The sequence below is a fragment of the Xanthomonas nasturtii genome, from assembly GCF_001660815.1.
GTDB classification, from domain to species: domain Bacteria; phylum Pseudomonadota; class Gammaproteobacteria; order Xanthomonadales; family Xanthomonadaceae; genus Xanthomonas; species Xanthomonas nasturtii.
The window spans coordinates 1-16928 of the sequence record NZ_LYMI01000037.1; the positions used below are offsets into that span (position 1 = coordinate 1).

The 16928-nt window shown below is 66.1% G+C and carries 17 protein-coding genes and 1 other RNA gene; 7 read left to right on the forward strand and 11 right to left on the reverse strand.

Features of this window, described 5'->3' with window-relative positions:
- On the reverse strand, positions 1-449 hold a 449-nt coding region (locus A7D16_RS14090; RefSeq protein WP_153043145.1), incomplete at its 3' end, for an IS110 family transposase.
- Between the two features lie 378 nt (positions 450-827).
- Between A7D16_RS14090 and A7D16_RS14095 the strand changes: the two genes are divergently transcribed.
- The 5 genes from A7D16_RS14095 to A7D16_RS14115 all read left to right on the forward strand — a co-directional run bounded on the left by A7D16_RS14095 (position 828) and on the right by A7D16_RS14115 (position 4630).
- Complete coding sequence (locus A7D16_RS14095; RefSeq protein ID WP_064633745.1) at positions 828-1718, forward strand: TPM domain-containing protein; 891 nt, start codon at positions 828-830, stop codon at positions 1716-1718.
- Positions 1718-2209, forward strand: a complete 492-nt coding sequence (locus tag A7D16_RS14100; protein WP_064633747.1) for a TPM domain-containing protein — start codon at positions 1718-1720, stop codon at positions 2207-2209. Before A7D16_RS14095 ends, A7D16_RS14100 begins: the two co-directional genes overlap by 1 nt.
- Before the next feature lie 53 nt (positions 2210-2262).
- Positions 2263-3153 carry a prolipoprotein diacylglyceryl transferase gene (lgt, locus tag A7D16_RS14105; protein ID WP_064633749.1) on the forward strand — a complete coding sequence of 297 codons (891 nt, stop codon included), beginning with the start codon at positions 2263-2265 and terminating at the stop codon, positions 3151-3153.
- Positions 3150-3944: a thymidylate synthase gene (locus tag A7D16_RS14110; protein ID WP_064633751.1), complete on the forward strand. Its 795-nt coding sequence runs from the start codon at positions 3150-3152 to the stop codon at positions 3942-3944. Before lgt ends, A7D16_RS14110 begins: the two co-directional genes overlap by 4 nt.
- A 206-nt stretch (positions 3945-4150) precedes the next feature.
- The gene (locus tag A7D16_RS14115) at positions 4151-4630 is read left to right on the forward strand and encodes a dihydrofolate reductase (protein ID WP_064633809.1); all 480 of its coding nucleotides are present in this window, start codon (positions 4151-4153) and stop codon (positions 4628-4630) included.
- 53 nt (positions 4631-4683) lie between these two features.
- Here A7D16_RS14115 and A7D16_RS14120 read toward each other — a convergent pair whose 3' ends face one another.
- From A7D16_RS14120 to A7D16_RS14165, 10 genes are all read right to left on the reverse strand, one after another.
- The gene (locus A7D16_RS14120) at positions 4684-5643 is read right to left on the reverse strand and encodes a symmetrical bis(5'-nucleosyl)-tetraphosphatase (protein ID WP_064633753.1); all 960 of its coding nucleotides are present in this window, start codon (positions 5641-5643) and stop codon (positions 4684-4686) included.
- Positions 5644-5671: 28 nt separating this feature from the next.
- The gene (apaG, locus tag A7D16_RS14125) at positions 5672-6055 is read right to left on the reverse strand and encodes a Co2+/Mg2+ efflux protein ApaG (RefSeq protein WP_064633755.1); all 384 of its coding nucleotides are present in this window, start codon (positions 6053-6055) and stop codon (positions 5672-5674) included.
- A gap of 36 nt (positions 6056-6091) precedes the next feature.
- The gene (rsmA, locus tag A7D16_RS14130; RefSeq protein WP_064633757.1) at positions 6092-6880 is read right to left on the reverse strand and encodes a 16S rRNA (adenine(1518)-N(6)/adenine(1519)-N(6))-dimethyltransferase RsmA; all 789 of its coding nucleotides are present in this window, start codon (positions 6878-6880) and stop codon (positions 6092-6094) included.
- Between the two features lie 120 nt (positions 6881-7000).
- A non-coding RNA gene (locus A7D16_RS14135) (sX9 sRNA) lies at positions 7001-7077 on the reverse strand.
- A gap of 124 nt (positions 7078-7201) precedes the next feature.
- The gene (gene pdxA, locus A7D16_RS14140) at positions 7202-8173 is read right to left on the reverse strand and encodes a 4-hydroxythreonine-4-phosphate dehydrogenase PdxA (protein WP_064633759.1); all 972 of its coding nucleotides are present in this window, start codon (positions 8171-8173) and stop codon (positions 7202-7204) included.
- A 19-nt stretch (positions 8174-8192) separates the two neighbouring features.
- Entirely contained in the window at positions 8193-9593 is a 1401-nt protein-coding gene (locus A7D16_RS14145) for a peptidylprolyl isomerase (protein WP_064633761.1), read from the reverse strand.
- Positions 9590-12028 carry an LPS-assembly protein LptD gene (lptD, locus tag A7D16_RS14150; protein ID WP_064633811.1) on the reverse strand — a complete coding sequence of 813 codons (2439 nt, stop codon included), beginning with the start codon at positions 12026-12028 and terminating at the stop codon, positions 9590-9592. The genes A7D16_RS14145 and lptD overlap by 4 nt, the downstream gene beginning before the upstream one ends.
- A gap of 126 nt (positions 12029-12154) precedes the next feature.
- Positions 12155-13063, reverse strand: a complete 909-nt coding sequence (locus tag A7D16_RS14155) for a histone deacetylase family protein (protein WP_064633763.1) — start codon at positions 13061-13063, stop codon at positions 12155-12157.
- A gap of 38 nt (positions 13064-13101) precedes the next feature.
- Positions 13102-13659, reverse strand: coding sequence for a cob(I)yrinic acid a,c-diamide adenosyltransferase (locus A7D16_RS14160; protein WP_064633765.1), 558 nt, complete (start codon positions 13657-13659; stop codon positions 13102-13104).
- Positions 13660-13662: 3 nt separating this feature from the next.
- Complete coding sequence (locus A7D16_RS14165) at positions 13663-14241, reverse strand: hypothetical protein (protein ID WP_064633767.1); 579 nt, start codon at positions 14239-14241, stop codon at positions 13663-13665.
- Between the two features lie 196 nt (positions 14242-14437).
- Here A7D16_RS14165 and ubiH point away from each other — a divergent pair, with 196 nt between their 5' ends.
- On the forward strand, positions 14438-15646 hold the full coding sequence (gene ubiH / locus A7D16_RS14170) for a 2-octaprenyl-6-methoxyphenyl hydroxylase (protein ID WP_064633769.1): 1209 nt from the start codon (positions 14438-14440) through the stop codon (positions 15644-15646).
- Positions 15643-16824 carry a UbiH/UbiF family hydroxylase gene (locus tag A7D16_RS14175; RefSeq protein ID WP_064633771.1) on the forward strand — a complete coding sequence of 394 codons (1182 nt, stop codon included), beginning with the start codon at positions 15643-15645 and terminating at the stop codon, positions 16822-16824. The genes ubiH and A7D16_RS14175 overlap by 4 nt, the downstream gene beginning before the upstream one ends.
- The last annotated feature ends 104 nt before the right edge of the window (positions 16825-16928 follow it).

The window sequence follows — 16928 nt, forward strand, 5'->3', positions numbered from 1 at the left end:
ACATCGGTCAGTTGAGACAGCCGCTGGCGCTCCTGCTGCACCGTCGCCAACACCTGCGTGCGGCGCTGCTGGTACTCGCGCAGCTGACGGCGCCAGCCTTCCAGCGGCTGGTAGGGCGTGAGTGATACCACCATCGCCATCTGCGCCAGCACGCGCGCATCCAAGGTGTCGGTCTTGGCCAGTTGGCCGATGGCCTTGGCAAAGTCACGCGCCTGGCGAGGGTTCACACGCGCCACCGGCAGGCCGGCCGCATGCAGCGCATCCAACGCTGCCAGTTCGTAGCCGCCCGTGGCTTCCAGTACCACTTGGTGCAGCTCCATGTGTCCCAGCCAGCTGCGCAGCTGGCGCAGACCTGCCGCCGTGTTGGGGAAGCGCCGCTCGCCTTTGCAGCCATGCACATGCACATCCAACCACTGCTTGCTGACATCGATACCTACGCCGTATGCCATGGAAAAACTCCGCTATGCTCGAAGGGTCGAGAGCTCTCCTGGGCTGCCCAGCCTGATCGTTACGAGTGCCAACTCCAGCAACTGTTCGGGCGTTTGCCAGGAGATCCCGGCGTGGCGACCTCGCTCTCCCGCGGTTGTTTAGACCTGTGGGTTATCGGTCGACCACGCCGGCTCTCGACACCTAATCTGGCAGATCGCCAAGAGATAAGGGGTTGGGGTGAGGGTACGGCGCGAAGCTTCTGTGTTTTCCAACTGCACGTCGCTTCGCTCGCACCCTCATCCGCCCCTTCGGGGCACTTCTCCCCCATGAAGGGGGACAATGTCCCGGTGGGAGAAGGGAACGACGGAATGTCAGTGCGCATCAGGTAGGAGTTGGCAATGCGGCGAACGTTTTTGGGAATGGTGTGGATGATGGCGTTGCTTGTGCTGCCGGCGTCGCTGCTGGCGCAGGATCTGGCTGCCATTCCGCCGCTGCGCTCGCCGGTCGTCGATGTCACCGGCACGCTGGATGCGGCACAGATCCAGCAACTTGAACAACAGGCACTGGCCCTGCAGCAACGCAAGGGGGCGCAGCTGCAGATTCTGATCGTGCCGACGACGCAGCCGGAAGCGATCGAGCAATACACCCAACGCGTGTTCGACCAATGGAAGATCGGCCGCACGGGCGTGGACGACGGCGTGCTGCTGCTGGTGGCCAAGGACGATCGCCGCGTTCGCATCCAGCCCGGTTACGGCCTGGAAGGCGCGATCCCCGACATCACCGCCAACCGCATCATCCAGGAGTATCTGGCGCCGCGCTTTCGCGAGGGCGATTACGCCGGCGGCATCAGTGCCGCAACCGCGACGCTGGCCGGCCTGATCGAGGGCGAGGCCTTGCCGGCGCCGGTCAGCGGACATGCCGATGGCGGCAACGGCGCGGGCGGCGGTGGCTGGATCATGGCGCTGTTCATCGGTTTCGTGGTCGCCATGGTGGCGCGCAGCATCCTGGGCGCCTTACCGCGCCCGCTACGCGCCTTGTTGACCGGCGTTGCCGCTGGCGGCGCTGCATTGTTGTTTACGTCGTTGCTGTTCGCCAGCGCAGGGGCGGCGGTGATCGGATTGCTGGCTGGCCTGGCCTCCGGCTCGCCGGGCCGTTTCGTCGGCGGTGGTGGCTGGGGCGGCGGCGGGTTCGGCGGATTTGGTGGCGGCGGCCGTGGCGGTTTCGGCGGCGGTGGCTGGGGTGGCGGTGGCGGGTCATCAGGAGGCGGTGGCGCCTCGGGGAGCTGGTAATGCGGTGGCTCAGGCATGTTTTCGCGCCATCGGCGCAGCGCAGTTTTCCAGCCGCGTGCATGGATGCCATTGCCGCGGCCGTGGCTGCCAGCGAGCGTTCCCACACCGGCCAGATCATGGTCGCTGTGGAGGCGGACCTGCCGCTGGACGTGCTGTGGCGCGGGCACAGCGCGCGGCAGCGCGCCGAGCAGGCCTTCGCGCAATTGCGCACCTGGGACACCGAAGCCAATAACGGGGTGCTGATCTATCTGCTGCTGGCCGACCATGCCATCGAAGTGGTGGCCGACCGCGGCCTGCGCAGCCAGGTGCCCGACGCCTGCTGGGCGGAGGTGTGCCGGCGCATGCAGCAGTTCCTGCGCGAAGGTCAGTACGAGGCGGCGGTTCTGGCTGGCATCGAGGCGGTGACCGAGCTGTTGGCCGAGTATTTCCCGGCCACAGACGGTGTGCAGCATGAAGACGAGCTGCCCGATCGTCCGCAGCTCTTAGGCTGAGCGCGCCCGAGGTGTCAGAATAGCCGCCTCGCTCTACGTGATACGCGGTCCGCATGATCTATCTGCACGCCATCGACCCCATCGCTTTCTCGCTCGGCCCGGTGCAGGTGCACTGGTACGGCTTGATGTATCTGGCGGCGTTTTCCTCGGCCTGGGCGCTGGGCCGTTCGCGCATTTTGCGCGGCCGCCTGCCCGGGGTGGACTTGGACGGTTTCTCCGACCTGCTGTTCTACGGCATGCTCGGCGTGGTGCTGGGCGGGCGCATCGGCTACATGCTGTTCTATGCCTTCGAGACCTTCCTGGCCAACCCGCTGATCCTGTTCAAGGTGTGGGAAGGCGGCATGAGCTTCCACGGCGGCCTGCTCGGCGTGTTGATCGCCTGCTGGCTGTGGGCACGCAAGCACCGGCTGCATTTCTTCGACGTCATGGATTTTGTCGCGCCGCTGGTGCCGCTGGGCCTTGGGTTCGGGCGGCTCGGCAACTTCGTCGGCGGCGAGTTGTGGGGCAAGTTCACGCAGGCCGGCTGGGGCGTGATCTTTCCGCATGCGCCGGAGCTTGCCAATCAGTTGCCGGCGCAGATCCAGGCGCAGTACGCCGCTGGCGCATTGAATCAGTTCGCACGCCATCCCTCGCAGCTTTACGAAGCGGCGCTGGAAGGCGTGGTGATGTTCGTGGTGCTGTGGGCGTTTTCGATGAAGCCGCGCGCACGCTATGCGGTGTCGGGCCTGTTCGCGCTGCTGTACGGCGTGTTCCGCTTCATCGTTGAATTCGTACGCGTGCCGGACGCACCGATCGGCTACCTGGCCTTCAATTGGCTGACGATGGGCCAGATTCTGAGCCTGCCGTTGATTGCGGTCGGCCTGGTGCTGCTGGCGATGTCGCGCCGCGCGCCGGTGTTGCAGCCGGTGCTGCCCGACGTCGCAGTGGCGGAGGCCGCGAAGTGAAGCCGTATCTGGATCTGCTGCAGCACGTGCTGGAACACGGCGCGGAGAAGTCTGATCGCACCGGCACCGGCACGCGCAGCGTGTTCGGCTGGCAGATGCGCTTCGACCTCAATGCCGGTTTTCCGTTGGTCACCACCAAGAAGTTGCACCTGCGCTCGATCATCCACGAGCTGCTGTGGTTCCTGCAGGGCGATACCAATATCGGGTATCTCAGCGACAACCAGGTGCGCATCTGGGACGAGTGGGCCGACGCCAACGGCGATCTCGGTCCGGTCTACGGCAAGCAGTGGCGGCGCTGGACTGGCCCCGATGGCGTCGAGATCGACCAGATGCAGTGGCTGGTGGACGAGATCAAGCGCAATCCCGATTCGCGCCGCTTGGTGATCAGCGCCTGGAATGTGGGCGAATTGCCGCAGATGGCGCTGATGCCGTGCCACAGCCTGTTCCAGTTCTACGTGGTGAACGGCAAGCTCAGTTGCCAGCTCTATCAGCGCAGTGGCGATATTTTTCTGGGCGTGCCGTTCAATATCGCCAGCTATGCGCTGCTGACGCACATGGTGGCGCAGGCCACCGGCCTGGGCGTTGGCGATTTCGTGCATACGCTGGGCGATGCGCACTTGTATTCGAATCACTTCGACCAGGCCCGCGAACAGCTGGCGCGCACCCCGCGCGCGCTGCCCACCTTGCGCCTGAATCCCGAGGTCACCGACCTGTTCGCGTTCCGCTTCGAAGACATCGCCATCGAAGGCTACGACCCGCATCCGGCGATCAAGGCACCGGTGGCGGTATGAGTCGGGAGAGTAGTCGGGACCGGGGACCGGGGACCCGGGACCCGGCGATAGCAACAACAGCAGCAACGGAGCTTTGCCAGGATTCGCCCGCCGGGTCCCCGGTCCCGGGTCCCCGGTCCCGAACAGCACCAATGGCAACAACAAAGCTTCCCCAGGATTCGCTCTCCGGGTCCCCGGTCGCCGCTCCCCGCTCCCGGCTCCACCTCATCGTCGCCTTCGATCGCAACAACGCCATCGGTCGCGATAACGACTTGCCCTGGAAATTGCCCGATGACCTCAAACGCTTCAAGGCGTTGACGCTGGGCAAGCCGATCCTGATGGGGCGCAAGACGGCACAGTCGTTGGGGCGTGCGTTGCCGGGGCGCTTGAATCTGGTGCTGACGCGCTCGGGGCAGGTACCGTTCGACGGTATGCAGGCGGTGGCATCGGTGGAGCATGCGATCGAACGCGCCGCGCAAGATGGCGCGCAGGAGCTGTGCGTGATCGGTGGCGGTGAAGTGTATCGCCTGACCATGGAGCGTGCCGATCTGCTGGCGGTGACCGAAGTGGACACTGCAGTGGACGATGCCGACACGCATTTTCCGCCCATCGACCCGGCGGTGTGGTCGCCCGTGCGGCGTGAGTTGCATGCTGCTGATAGCCGGCATGCTTATGCGTTTTCGTTTGTGGATTACCAGCGCCGCTGAGCCATGCGCTCTGCAATGCCCGCCATCGCCATGACGACGGGCGCCTTGCGCAATCAATCCTGTGGTGGATCGGCTTGCGGGTTTGGAGCCGCTGCAGCGTTCGTCGCATTGCCGCCGCGGTTGCCGCGCGAACGCTGGCGCCCCTGACGCTCGCGTGGACGCCGCGGAGCACGCGCCGTCGGTGCCGGCCCGGTCACTTCGCGTCCCGGCACCTGCACCACGCGCAGCTCGTCGGTATCCAGCTGCAAGGCAGTGAGCTTGCCGCCCCACACCGCGCCGGTATCGATGGCATGCACGCCCTGGGTGATGGTCAGGCCCAGCGCAGACCAATGCCCGCAGACGATCTTCAGATCGCGCTCGACCCGGCCCGGCACTTCGAACCATGGATACAGGCCCTGCGCCTGCGTCCCCGGCGTGCCCTTGTCGTCGGTGGCGATGCGCCCGCGCGGGGTGCAATAGCGCATGCGCGTGAACAGATTGATGATCGCGCGGCTGCGGTCGTAACCGCTCAGGCCCGGCGACCAGCCCGGCTGATCGCCGTACATGTTGCGCAACAGTTTGCGGTAACCACCGCCCTGCAATTGCTGCTCGACCTCGCGCGCATGTTTCTCGGCCGTCTGCGTGGTCCACTTCGGCGCCAGCCCGGCGTGAATCATCATCCAGCCCAGTTCGCGGTCCACATGCGCCAGCTTCTGCATGCGTAGCCAGTCGAGCAGCGCGTCGCGATCCTCGGCCAGCACGATGCGCAGCAGATCCGGGTTGACCTTGCGCTGTTCTTCTTCCGAACGTGCGCCGATCGCCAGCAGCGACAGGTCGTGATTGCCCAGCACCACCACGCTGTGTGCGCGCAACGAATGCACCAGACGCAGCGTTTCCAGCGACTGCCCGCCACGGTTGACCAGGTCGCCGCAGAACCACAGCGTGTCCTGTGCGGAGTCGAAATTGATTTTTTCCAGCAACCGCTGGGTGATGTCGTAGCACCCTTGCAGGTCGCCGATTGCCCAGACGCTCATTGCGCGCGCTCCATCAGTCCAACATCCATCAGTGCAGCGTCCTGGGTACGCTCAGCACGAAGGCGGCGATCGGGGCGGTGAATTCGGTGCCATCGTCGGCCACCATGTCGTAGTGGCCTTGCATCTGTCCCTGCTCGGTCTCCAGCAGCACGCCGGAGGTGTAGTGGAAAGCTTCGCCCGGGCGCAGCCACGGCTGCTCGCCAACCACGCCCTCGCCATCGACCTGCTCGGTCCGGCCATTGCCATCGGTGATCAGCCAATGCCGCGCGATCAGGCGCGCAGGCACGGCGCCCGCATTCTGGATGCGAATGCTGTAGGCGAAAGCATAGCGGCCCTCGTCCGGGGTGGATTGATGAGCGAGGAAGCGGGGCGATACCTCGACCTCGACCCGATAGCGCGGATCATCTTGCATGGCGAAAGTCTAAATAAAACCGTGTGGGAGCGGCGCTCAAGCCAGCTCGACATTGGCCAGCCGGATGAAATCGGCGACCTCGAGTTGTTCGGCGCGTGCGTCCGGGCGCACCTGGGCAGCTTCGAAATGCGCCGGTTCGCAGACGGTGGACAAGGCATTGCGCAAGGTCTTGCGGCGTTGCCCGAAACCGGCACGCACCACGTCGGCGAAGCGGCGGCGATCCTTGATCTGCACCGTGGCCGGGTCGCGCGGCACCAGCCGCACCACGGCCGAATCCACCTTCGGCGGCGGCCGGAAGGCGCCCGGCGGCACCACGAACAGCGCAGTGACCTCGCAATACGCCTGCAGCATCACGCTCAGCCGCCCATAGACCTTGCTGCCGGGGCCGGCAGCCATGCGGTCGACCACTTCCTTTTGCAGCATGAAGTGCATATCGGCCACCGCGGCAGCATGGTCCAGCGCATGGAACAGGATCGGCGAGGAGATGTTGTAGGGCAGGTTGCCGACCAGGCGGATCGGCGTGCCGTTGGCCAGCGCGGTGAAATCCACGCCGAGCACATCCCGATGGATGATGCTCAGTTCGCCGATGGGCGCAGCGGCCTCGGTCAACGGCGCAATCAGGTCGCGATCGAATTCGATCACGGTCAAGGCGCCATGCTTGCGCAGCAGCGGGAAGGTGATGGCGCCCTGGCCCGGACCGATCTCGACCAGATGCTGGCCGGCGCGCGGGTCCACCGCCTGCACGATGCGGTCGATGTAATACCGGTCGGCAAGAAAGTGCTGGCCAAGCGACTTCTTGGCCGGTGCGCTGAAAGAAGAATTCATCTGTGCAGTTTAACGGAGGCAGCGCCTGCACGCGGGCCCGTTGCGCGCACCAGGCGCCGCCAGATGGGCGACGTGCACGCTACCGCATGCTTGGTACAGGGATCGCGTGTGGTGTGGAGCGGCTGACACACCGTAGCAAGCAGCCGTCGGGTGGGTGCGGACGGCGCGCTCACAACCGCAGTGGACGAGTGATACATGCCGCACCGAGCACCGGCCGCACTCCTCTGGCGGCTGCGCCGTCGTACTTGTTGGCCGCTTTACGGCCTGGGGATGGGCGGCGTGCCCGATGCGGCATGCCGGCAACAGGTAAGCGCAGGCGGGTTAGCGGCGTGCCGCCAGGCGCGCGCATAGCTCGGTGGCCGCCATCAGGCTGGACGGGTCTGCGATTCCGCGGCCGGCCAGTTCCAGCGCGGTGCCGTGATCCACCGCCACGCGCGGGTAGGGCAACCCGAGGGTGATGTTCACTGCCTGCTCGAAACCGCTGTACTTGAGCACCGGCAGGCCCTGGTCGTGATACATCGCGACCACCGCATCGAAACCGCTCAGTTTTTGCGGCAAAAACGCAGTGTCCGCCGGCAGCGGGCCGATCAGCTGCATGCCCTCGCCACGCAGCCGCTCCAGTACCGGAATGACGATATCCAGTTCTTCACGGCCCAGGTGCCCGTCTTCGCCGGCATGCGGATTGAGGCCGAGCACGGCGATGCGTGGATGCTCCAGGCCGAAGTCGCGCTGCATCGCGGTGTGGGTGATGCGCAGGCACTGCAGCAGGGCACCGGGGGTGATCGCATCTGCCACTGCACGCAGCGGCAGATGGGTGGTCACCAGCGCCACGCGCACGATGCTGTTGGCCAGCATCATCACCACTGGGCAGTCTGCCTGTTCGGCCAGTAGCTCGGTGGTGCCGGTGTAGGGAATGCCGCCGGCGTTGATCACTGCCTTGTGCACCGGGCCGGTGACGATGCCCTGCAGGCGGCCGGCCAGGCACGCGCCCGCGGCCTCACGCAAGCCGGCAATCACCGCCGCTGCATTGGCTGGGTCTGGAGCGCCAAAGCGCGTTGCCACCGCCTGGCGAACCGGATGCAGCGGCAGGTCGCCTGGTGCGCGTGCCGGCTGGTCGGGATCGAGCAAGCGCACAGACAACGACAGCGCCTTTGCGGCGCCGTGCAGGGTGTCGGGATCGGCGTAGGCGATCAGATGTGCGTCGGAACGCGGCCGCTGCGCGAGCCGGACGCACAGCTCCGGCCCGATTCCAGCCGGCTCGCCTGGCACCAGCGCGAGCGACGGGACCATCATGAACTCCGGGCGTCCGGAATCAGGGCGTCGGCTCTGCCGGCGGCGGCGTCGGTTCCGCAGGCGCTGCCGGGTCTGCCGACTTGGCGGGAGCGGCTGTGGCGTTGTCATCGGCGCGGTCGCCGGTACGGTAGCTCACATACGCTTCGCCGCGCAGTTCCTGCAGATAGCGGTTGTACTCTTCTTCCAGCTTGCGGCGACCGATCGTTTCACGGATCTGCGCACGCTGATTTTCGGCGCTGACGTCGGTCTGGCGGCTGCCGACACGCTGCACGATGTGCCAGCCCGCCTGGGTACGGAACGGCTCGGACACCGCGCCGTCTGCCAGTCCTTCGACCTGCTTGCCAAAGTCCGGGCCGAATGCATCGGCCGGGAACCAACCCAGATCACCACCCTGACCACGGCTATTGGTGTCTTCGGAAGACTCCTTGGCCGTTGCCTGGAAGTCGGCGCCGCCGGTGATGCGTGCGCGCAACGTATCGATCTTGGCCTTGGCCTGTGCCTCGGTCTGGTTGTCGCCGATGCGCACCAGGATATGGCGTGCGTTGTACTCGGTGACCATCTTCTTCTCGCCGCCGGCATTGGCGTCGCGCATTTCCACCAGTTTGAGCAGCTGGAAACCGCTCGGGCCGCGCAGCGGTCCGGCCACCTGGCCAGGCTGCATGTCGCGAATCAGCTGGGCAAACGCATTGGGAATTTCATCCAGGCTGCGCCAGCCCAGATCGCCGCCTTCCAGCGCATTCGGGCTATCCGAATAACGCACTGCGGCTGCGGAGAAATCCAGCTCGCCCTTGTCGATCAAGGCCTTGACGCCATCGACCTTCTTCTGGCCGGTGGCGATCTGCTCGGCGGTCGCACCTTCCGGCAAGCCGACCAGGATGTGCGCCAGGTGGTACTGGCTACCGGTGGTGGCCTGCTGGGCCAGCGCGGCGTCCACTTCGCCTTCGCTCACGCTGATGCGGCTCTGCGCGAAGCTCTGACGCAGGCGCTGCACGATGATTTCGTCGCGCACCGAAGCGCGGAAATCGGCATAACCCATGCCGTCGGCGGCCAGCTTCTGGCGCAAGCCATCCACGGTAGTGCCGTTCTGCTGGGCGATGCTGGCGATGGCGCGGTTGAGTTCCTCGTCGCTGACGCGGATGCCGCTGCCGTCGGCGCGGCCGACCTGCAACTTGACCAACACCAAGCGCTCGAGCACCTGGCGCTGCAGGACGTCGTCCGGCGGCAGCTGGTTTTCGCGGCCGGCGTACTGCGACTTGACGTTGCGCACCGCGCGATCAAGCTCGCTCTGCAGCACCACGTCTTCGTCGACGATGGCTGCAATGCGATCCAGCGGCTGGGATTGCTGTGCCGAGGCCAACGGCGAAACCGTGCTGGTGATGACCAGCAACGAGGCAAGAACGACAGAGAAAGGCTTGGTCATGGAATCAGGTTCGGATCGTAATCGTCCGGATTGCTCGTGGTGTTGGTATTGCTGGGCGGGACCAGGTACAGGTCGTCGCGGTAATAGCCGAGAATAGCACGGCGCAAAGTGCGGTCCGTGTTCTGGCCAAACGAGCTCAAGCCCTTGAGGACAAACTCGAACTGGATGGAGTTGTCCATCTCGCCGTCACGGTTACGCACGAAGCGGCGCACCAGTGCGCGGACCGCCAGGCAGCAGCTGTCCCACTGCACGCCACCGATGATTTCCAGCGGCTCGCGATCCAGCAGCGAGTAGTAATAACGGCCAACCGCACTCCAGGTGGGGTTGATCGGGTAAAGGAACGAGAAGTCGGCCTGTTTCAACTGGTCGTTATTGCTGATCAGATCGCGGCGATAGCGGTAGGCCAGATTGATGATGCCGTCGTTGCCCAGCAGGTAACGCGTGCGCAGGCTGGCCAGATCTTCCTTGCGCGAGTTCGGGTTCCATTGGTAGGTGGCGCCCATGGACCAGCGGTCGTTGATCATGTAGTTGGCATCGGCCACCCAGGCGGACTTGCCCTGTTCGATGGGTTGCTCGCTGTTGGCAGCGGAGCTGTTGATCGTCACCAGCGAATCATTGAAGTACAGGATCTGACCGGCACTCAGCGACAGCTTCTCGCGCCCATCCTCTTGACGTAGCCAGCGTGAGGTCACGGCCAGGGTCAATTGGTTGGCGTCGTTCTGGCGATCGGCACCGGTGTAGCGGCTGTCGCGAAACAATTGACCGTAGCTGAAGGTGAACGGACGGGTGTCGAAGACCGGCAGATCATCCTGGTCGCGGTAGGGCACGTACAGGTAGTACATGCGCGGTTCCAGCGTATTGAGATAGTTGGTCCCGAACAGCGAGGTTTCGCGATCGAAATACAGGCCTGCATCCAGCGAGGTGATCGGAAGGCTGCGCGTGGGAGAGCGGTTGCCGGTCAGCGGCGCGGTGTTTGCGACAATGGAATCCAGCTGATACGCGGTATAGCGCCACGCCACGGTCGGGGTGATGAACCAGGCTGCGCCCGACAACGGCATCGAGATGTAGGGTTTGACGTCCAGGCGCGAGCCGCTGCCGTACTCCCTGTTGCGGATGTTGGTGCGGACGTATTCGTCGTTATCGTCTCGGCTGTTTGTTTCGCCTGGAGTGCTGGGGCTCGGAGGCTGGACGAAGTACGAGTCGTCATGAGTGAAACGCACCGCTTCGGCATACACGCCCGCTTCGAAGATGCCGAACGGCTTCTCCCAGGTGAAATACGCGCGCGGCTGCCGGTTGTAGGGCAGCGCCTGTTCGTCCAGCGTGTAGTCGGTCAGCTGCCAGCGGTCGGCCATCAGGCCGGCTGTCCAGGTTTCGCCGGTGCCGTAGATGCCCACGGTGCTTTGCAGGCTGGACGCCGAGCCCATGCCATTGATGCGGCTGGTGAAGTCCTCCACATAGCGCGTGTCGCTGACCCAGGAGATGCTGCTACGCGCCTGCCAATGGCTGTTGACGTTGTGGTAGCCGCTATAGAAAACGCTGCCGCGGTCTTTCTTGCGCAGGTTGTCATTGGGCAGATAGTTGCCGGTGATTTCGCCGCGACCGCCCTCATAGAGGTAGCGGAATTCGGTGCCGAACATGAAACCGCGCTTGCTCATGTAGCGCGGCAGCAGGGTGGCATCGTAGTTCGGCGCCAGGTTGAGGTAGATCGGTTGCAGGTAATCGAAACCGTTACGCCCGGACAGGCCGAACTGCGGAAACAGCAAGCCGGTCTGGCGGCGGTCGTCGATCGGGAACTTGAACCACGGGAAATACAGCACCGGCACCTTGCCGATCTGCAGCACCGCATTGCGTGCGGTACCGAAACCTTCTTCGTTGTCGACGTCGATCTCCGGCGCGCGGACCCGCCAGATCGGCTGCGAGGGGTCGCAGGTGGTATAGGTCGAACGGTGCATCTGCCCGACCTGGCCCTGCAGGTCCACCGATTGGGCCGCGCCATTGCCGCGCCTGTCTACCAGCTGGTACTGGATGTTGCTGACCTTGTGGGCGTCGGTGTCCTGATTGCCTTCGGCACGGTCGGCGACCATGCGGAAGGAGGTGTCCTGGTAGCGGACATTGCCTTCGGCGATGTAGTTGCCGGTTTCGGTGTCCATGCGCAGGTTGTCGGCTCCCAGGAACTGGTCGCCGCGCTTGAGCGCCACATTGCCCTGGTACTGCGGAGTGGTGCTGGTGCCGGACAACTGGTCGCCTTCGATGTCGGTCGGCAGCTGCTGGCGCATCTCGGCGGCCTTGGCGTCGGCGGCGGGGGCGCCATCGAAACCAGGCAGCGGGTCCACGGCCGGGCACAAACCCCAGTTCAACGGCTTGTCGGCAGCCATGGCCGGGAGGCAGATGGCGATGCTCAAGGGCAGGGGCAGCAGGCGGAGAGCTCGGCGCACGCGTGGGTTCAACCAATAAAATGGCGACTAGCTTGCCGCATACCCCGCATAGGGGCAATGAAGAGCGCCCGCATCGGGGGGGCGAGGTTCATCGCAACCGGTGGCGCGACTGCTGTCCCGGCAGGCTCAGCGCAGTGCGGCCACGTGCGCCACACTGCTTTCGCGTAGCGCCTGCAGGTCGTAGCCGCCTTCCAGCATGGAGACCACGCGGCCGCGGGCATGGCGGTCGGCCAGGGTGCGCAGGGCACCGGTGAGCCAGGCGAAATCGTCGTCGTCGAGCATCAGGTCGGCCAGTGGGTCGCGCAGATGCGCATCGAAGCCGGCGGAGATCAGGATCAGCTGCGGGCGGAAGGTATCGATCAGCGGCAGCATCTCGTCTTCCCACACATTGCGAAAGCGCAGGCCGTCGCTGCCAGGCGGCAGCAGCAGGTTGTGGATGTTGCCCACGCCGCGCTCGTACACGCTGCCCGAGTGCGGGAACAACCCGGACTGGTGCGTGCTGAGGTACTGCACGGCCGGGTCGCGCTCGAAGATCGCCTGGGTGCCGTTGCCGTGGTGGACGTCGAAATCCACGATGGTGATGCGCTCCAGCCCATGCCGGTCGCGCGCGTGGGCGGCGGCCACGGCGATGTTGTTGAACAGGCAAAAGCCCATCGAGACCTGCGCGGTGGCGTGGTGGCCGGGCGGGCGCACTGCGCAGAAGGCGGTGCGGGTCTGGTCCTGCATCACCGCGTCCACGGCGGCGATGCCGGCGCCTGCAGCGCGCAGGGCGGCCGCGCGCGAGGCGGGCACCATGCGCGTGTCCACGTCCAGCTGGCGATAGCCGTCGAAGGCGGTTTCCAGCACCGCGTCCACCTGCTCGCGCTCGTGCACCCGGCACAGGTCGCCGAGCTTGGCCAGCGGCGCCTCGCGCCAGTCCAGATCCGGGAACGCGGCGCGCAGGGCCTCGACCACCGCTTCCAGGCGGGCGGGGCTTTCGGGGTGTTCAGGGCCGGCGTCGTGACCGAGGCAGGCGTGATGGGTAAAGACCAACATGGGGCAACTCTAGCCTCTCCGTCGAGCCGGGCACATGCTCAACCGCGCCGGCGGTCATGCCGCCACAGGACTTCCTGCTGTCCGTCGACACGCGCAAGCACGCGCGCCAGCACGAACAGCAGGTCCGACAAGCGGTTGAGGTAACCGATCGCCTCGCTGCGCACCGCTTCCTGGCGCGACAACGCAACGGTCTCGCGCTCGGCCCGGCGCACGATGGTGCGGGCCAGATGGCAGCGCGCGGCCGCTTCGCCACCGGCCGGCAGGATGAATTCCTTCAATGCGGGCAGTGTGTCGTTGAAGGCGTCCAGCTGGCGCTCCAGCGTCTCGATGTCGGCCGCCTCGATGGCCGCGTGGCCAGGAATGCACAACTCGCCTCCCAGGTCGAACAACTGGTGCTGCACAGTGGTGAGCAGTGCGGCGATCGGCTCCGGCACCCCGGGTGCGGCCAGCAATACGCCGATGGCCGAATTGGCTTCATCCACGGTGCCGTAGGCATTGACGCGCAGCGCGTCCTTGCCGGTCCGGCTGCCATCGCCCAGGCCGGTGCTGCCGTCGTCGCCGGTACGCGTATAGATACGTGAGAGTCGGTTGCCCATGACTCAGCCGGCGTGGGGCTGGCGACGCGGGGCGGCCAGCGGCTCGGCAGCCACCTGGATTGCCGCCGCAGCGGCCACATACAGCGCGGTGCTGCGCAGGTACGGGCCCAGCCAGTCGGTGTAATTCTTGAACCAGCCGGACACGGTCGGTTCGGCCACGCTGGCGCTGATCCAGTAGAAGCTGCCCTGGGCGATCAGCTGGCACAGCGCCACGGCGATCAGCAGGGCGGGCACCAGCCTGGCCAGCGCGCTCCACTGCGCGCCGTGATAGTGCCGGCGCAGCCACACGCCGCCAGCCCACAACGCGAAGTACGCCGGGATCAGGCACCAATACGCCGGCGACACGCAGTAGTGCTGCCAGAAGCTCAGGCCCTGTTGGGTGATCACCAGCCAATCCACTGCCACCGCAAGCCCCATCAACAGCGGGAATGCCAGCCGGGTGCGCGCGGCCAGGTGGAAGCCACCGATGAAGAACACCGCCCAGGACGCGTCCGGAACCGGCGCGAAGTGGTTGATCCGCGTGGCCGCCATCAGCAAGGCGAGCAGGCTCAGAATCAGGGTGTCGTGCGAGCGAGGAGTCATGCGCGAAGGGAGCCGGATCACAGGTCCGCGAGTGTAGCGTGGAAGCGGCGCTGCCCGCGCCTTGCGGCAGCGTGCAATCGGCGCGGGGAGTGCCTGCGGCACCTGCGAGCCATGCGGGCCGCAGGCGGCAGCGGGCGCGGCAAGATGTCCCAGCCTTCGGCGGCAACGCGCATGGGCGAAGGCTTATCATGTGGGGATGACACTTCCCCATGACGTTCTGATCGTTGGCGGCGGCCTGGTCGGCTCAAGCCTGGCGATTGCGCTGGACCGCCTCGGCCTGGATGTCGGGCTGGTGGAGGCCACCCCGGCCGGCACGCCGCCGGCGGTGTTCGACCAACGCAACCTCAGTTTCGCCGCGGCCACCGTGAATGCGCTCGGCGCGCTCGGGGTGATGGCCAAGCTGCGCAGCCCGCCCGGGCCGATCCGGCGCATCCATGTCAGCCGCGCCGGCGACTTCGGTCGCGTGCAACTGGACGCGGCCGATTACGGCCGCGACGCTTTCGGCCAGGTGGTGGTGGCGCGCGACTTCGGCGATGCCTTGCAGGCGCGCCTGGACGAATTGACCCATCTACGCCGTTACCGCCCGGCACGTTGCATCGGCGTGGAGCCGGTGCAGGACGGCCTGCGCGCGGTGCGCCTGACCACTAAGGCTGGCGAGCAGCGTGTGCACGCCAAACTGGTGGTCGGCGCCGATGGCAGCAACAGCGCGGTGCGCGAGTTGCTGCACATCGACACCGACACGCACGATTTCCTGCAGACCTTGTTCGTGGCACGTGTGCGCGCCTCCCGGCCGCCCGATGGCACGGCCTGGGAGCGGTTTGGCGAACACGGACCAACCGCATTGCTGCCACGCGGCGACCGCCACTACGGCGCGATCCACTGCGTGGCGCGTGCCGAGGCCGACGCCGTGGCCGCGCTCGATGACGCCGGCTGGCTTGCCCGCTTGCAGCGTGCGGCCGGCTGGCGTGCCGGGCGCTTTGTCGCCAGCGGCGAGCGCAGCGCCTACCCGCTGGTGCAGGTGCTGGCCAACGACCTGGTCGCCGAGCGCGTGGTCCTGCTCGGCAACGCGGCGCAGACGCTGCACCCTATCGGTGCGCAGGGCTTCAATCTGGGATTGCGCGATGCACTGACGCTGGCCGAGTTGATCGAACACGATCGCAGCGATGCCGGTGCCGGCGCGTTGCTGGCCGAGTATCTGGCGCGGCGGCGGGTGGATCGCGAGCACACCATCGGGTTTTCCAGCGGTCTGGCGCGGCTGACCGGCAATCCGGCACCGTTGCTGCGGCCGTTGCGTAGCCTCGGTTTGTTCGCGACTTCGCAGGCAGCGCCGCTGCAATCGATGCTGGTCGGCGGCGCGATGGGCTTCCGTGGCGATGTCCCGCAGCTCTGCCGGGGTATCGCATGAGCCGCCGCTGTACGCGCGATGCGGTGATCGTCGGCGGCGGCGTGGTTGGTGCCGCCTGCGCGCTGGCGCTGACCGACGCCGGCCTGAGCGTGGCCCTGGTCGAAGGGCGCGACCCGGCAAGCTGGCGCGCCGATCAGCCGGATCTGCGCGTCTACGCCTTCGCTGCCGACAACGCCGCATTGCTCGACAGCCTGGGCGTGTGGAACGCGGTGCGCACCGCGCGCGTGCAGCCATATCGACGCATGCGGGTCTGGGATGCCGGCGGTGGCGGCGAGCTTTGCTTCGACGCCGATACATTGGGTCGCGAACAACTCGGCTGGATCGTCGAACATGCGTTGCTAGTCGATCGCCTGTGGGCGGCCGTGCACAGCGCCGGGATCCAAGTGCATTGCCCGGCGCGCGTGGCCGAACTGGAGCAGGACACCAGCAGCGTGCGCCTGCGCCTGGACGATGGCAGCCGGCTGGAAGCGGCCATTGCCATCGCGGCCGATGGCGCGTCGTCCACCTTGCGCGATTTGACCGGCCTGCCGGTGTCGCGGCACGCCTACGCGCAACGGGGCGTGGTTGCTTTCGTGGAGACCGAACAGTCGCACCAGGCCACTGCATGGCAGCGCTTTCTGACCACCGGACCACTGGCGTTTCTGCCGTTTGCCGATGGCCGTAGTTCGATTGTCTGGACGTTGCCCGATAGCGATGCCGAACGTGTGCTGCAACTGGACGACGCGACGTTTTCGCGCGAGTTGACCCAGGCCTTTGCCGCGCGCCTGGGTGAAGTGCGTGTGGCCTCCGCACGCACGGCATTCCCGCTGCAACGGCAATTGGTGGAGCAGTACGTCAGTGGTCGCGTGCTGACCCTGGGCGACGCCGCGCATGTGGTGCATCCGCTGGCGGGGCAGGGCGTCAACCTGGGGTTGCGCGATGTCGCTGCACTGCGTGCGGAAGTGCGCGCCGCGCTCGTCAAACGTGCGGATTGGGCCGCTGCGCACCGGCTGCAGCGCTGGGCGCGTACCCGCCGCAGTGAAAATGCCGTGGCCGCGTACGCTTTCGATGCGATCAACAACGTGTTTTCCAACGACGAGATGCACCTGACCCTGCTGCGTGGATCGGTGCTCGGCCTGGCCGGCAGGCTGCCGCCGCTGGTCGATGTGTTGTGGCAACGGGCATCCGGCGGCGCGTAGGCAATCTTACGTCTGCCGGCCTGCTCTCTGCCTAGCCGGCCCAGTCGACGCTTTATGTCTAAAAGCTTATAGCGTAGGCCGCATCTTCCATACGACGCACGCGG

Excerpts from the sequence above, each read along its gene's own strand:
- A7D16_RS14095 (WP_064633745.1), top strand. The coding sequence starts at position 828 with ATGCGGCGAACGTTTTTGGGAATGGTGTGGATGATGGCGTTGCTTGTG.
- A7D16_RS14100 (WP_064633747.1), top strand. The coding sequence starts at position 1,718 with ATGCGGTGGCTCAGGCATGTTTTCGCGCCATCGGCGCAGCGCAGTTTT.
- lgt (WP_064633749.1), top strand. The coding sequence starts at position 2,263 with ATGATCTATCTGCACGCCATCGACCCCATCGCTTTCTCGCTCGGCCCG.
- A7D16_RS14120 (WP_064633753.1), bottom strand. The coding sequence starts at position 5,643 with ATGAGCGTCTGGGCAATCGGCGACCTGCAAGGGTGCTACGACATCACC.
- apaG (WP_064633755.1), bottom strand. The coding sequence starts at position 6,055 with ATGCAAGATGATCCGCGCTATCGGGTCGAGGTCGAGGTATCGCCCCGC.
- rsmA (WP_064633757.1), bottom strand. The coding sequence starts at position 6,880 with ATGAATTCTTCTTTCAGCGCACCGGCCAAGAAGTCGCTTGGCCAGCAC.
- pdxA (WP_064633759.1), bottom strand. The coding sequence starts at position 8,173 with ATGATGGTCCCGTCGCTCGCGCTGGTGCCAGGCGAGCCGGCTGGAATC.
- A7D16_RS14145 (WP_064633761.1), bottom strand. The coding sequence starts at position 9,593 with ATGACCAAGCCTTTCTCTGTCGTTCTTGCCTCGTTGCTGGTCATCACC.
- A7D16_RS14155 (WP_064633763.1), bottom strand. The coding sequence starts at position 13,063 with ATGTTGGTCTTTACCCATCACGCCTGCCTCGGTCACGACGCCGGCCCT.
- A7D16_RS14160 (WP_064633765.1), bottom strand. The coding sequence starts at position 13,659 with ATGGGCAACCGACTCTCACGTATCTATACGCGTACCGGCGACGACGGC.
- A7D16_RS14165 (WP_064633767.1), bottom strand. The coding sequence starts at position 14,241 with ATGACTCCTCGCTCGCACGACACCCTGATTCTGAGCCTGCTCGCCTTG.
- ubiH (WP_064633769.1), top strand. The coding sequence starts at position 14,438 with ATGACACTTCCCCATGACGTTCTGATCGTTGGCGGCGGCCTGGTCGGC.
- A7D16_RS14175 (WP_064633771.1), top strand. The coding sequence starts at position 15,643 with ATGAGCCGCCGCTGTACGCGCGATGCGGTGATCGTCGGCGGCGGCGTG.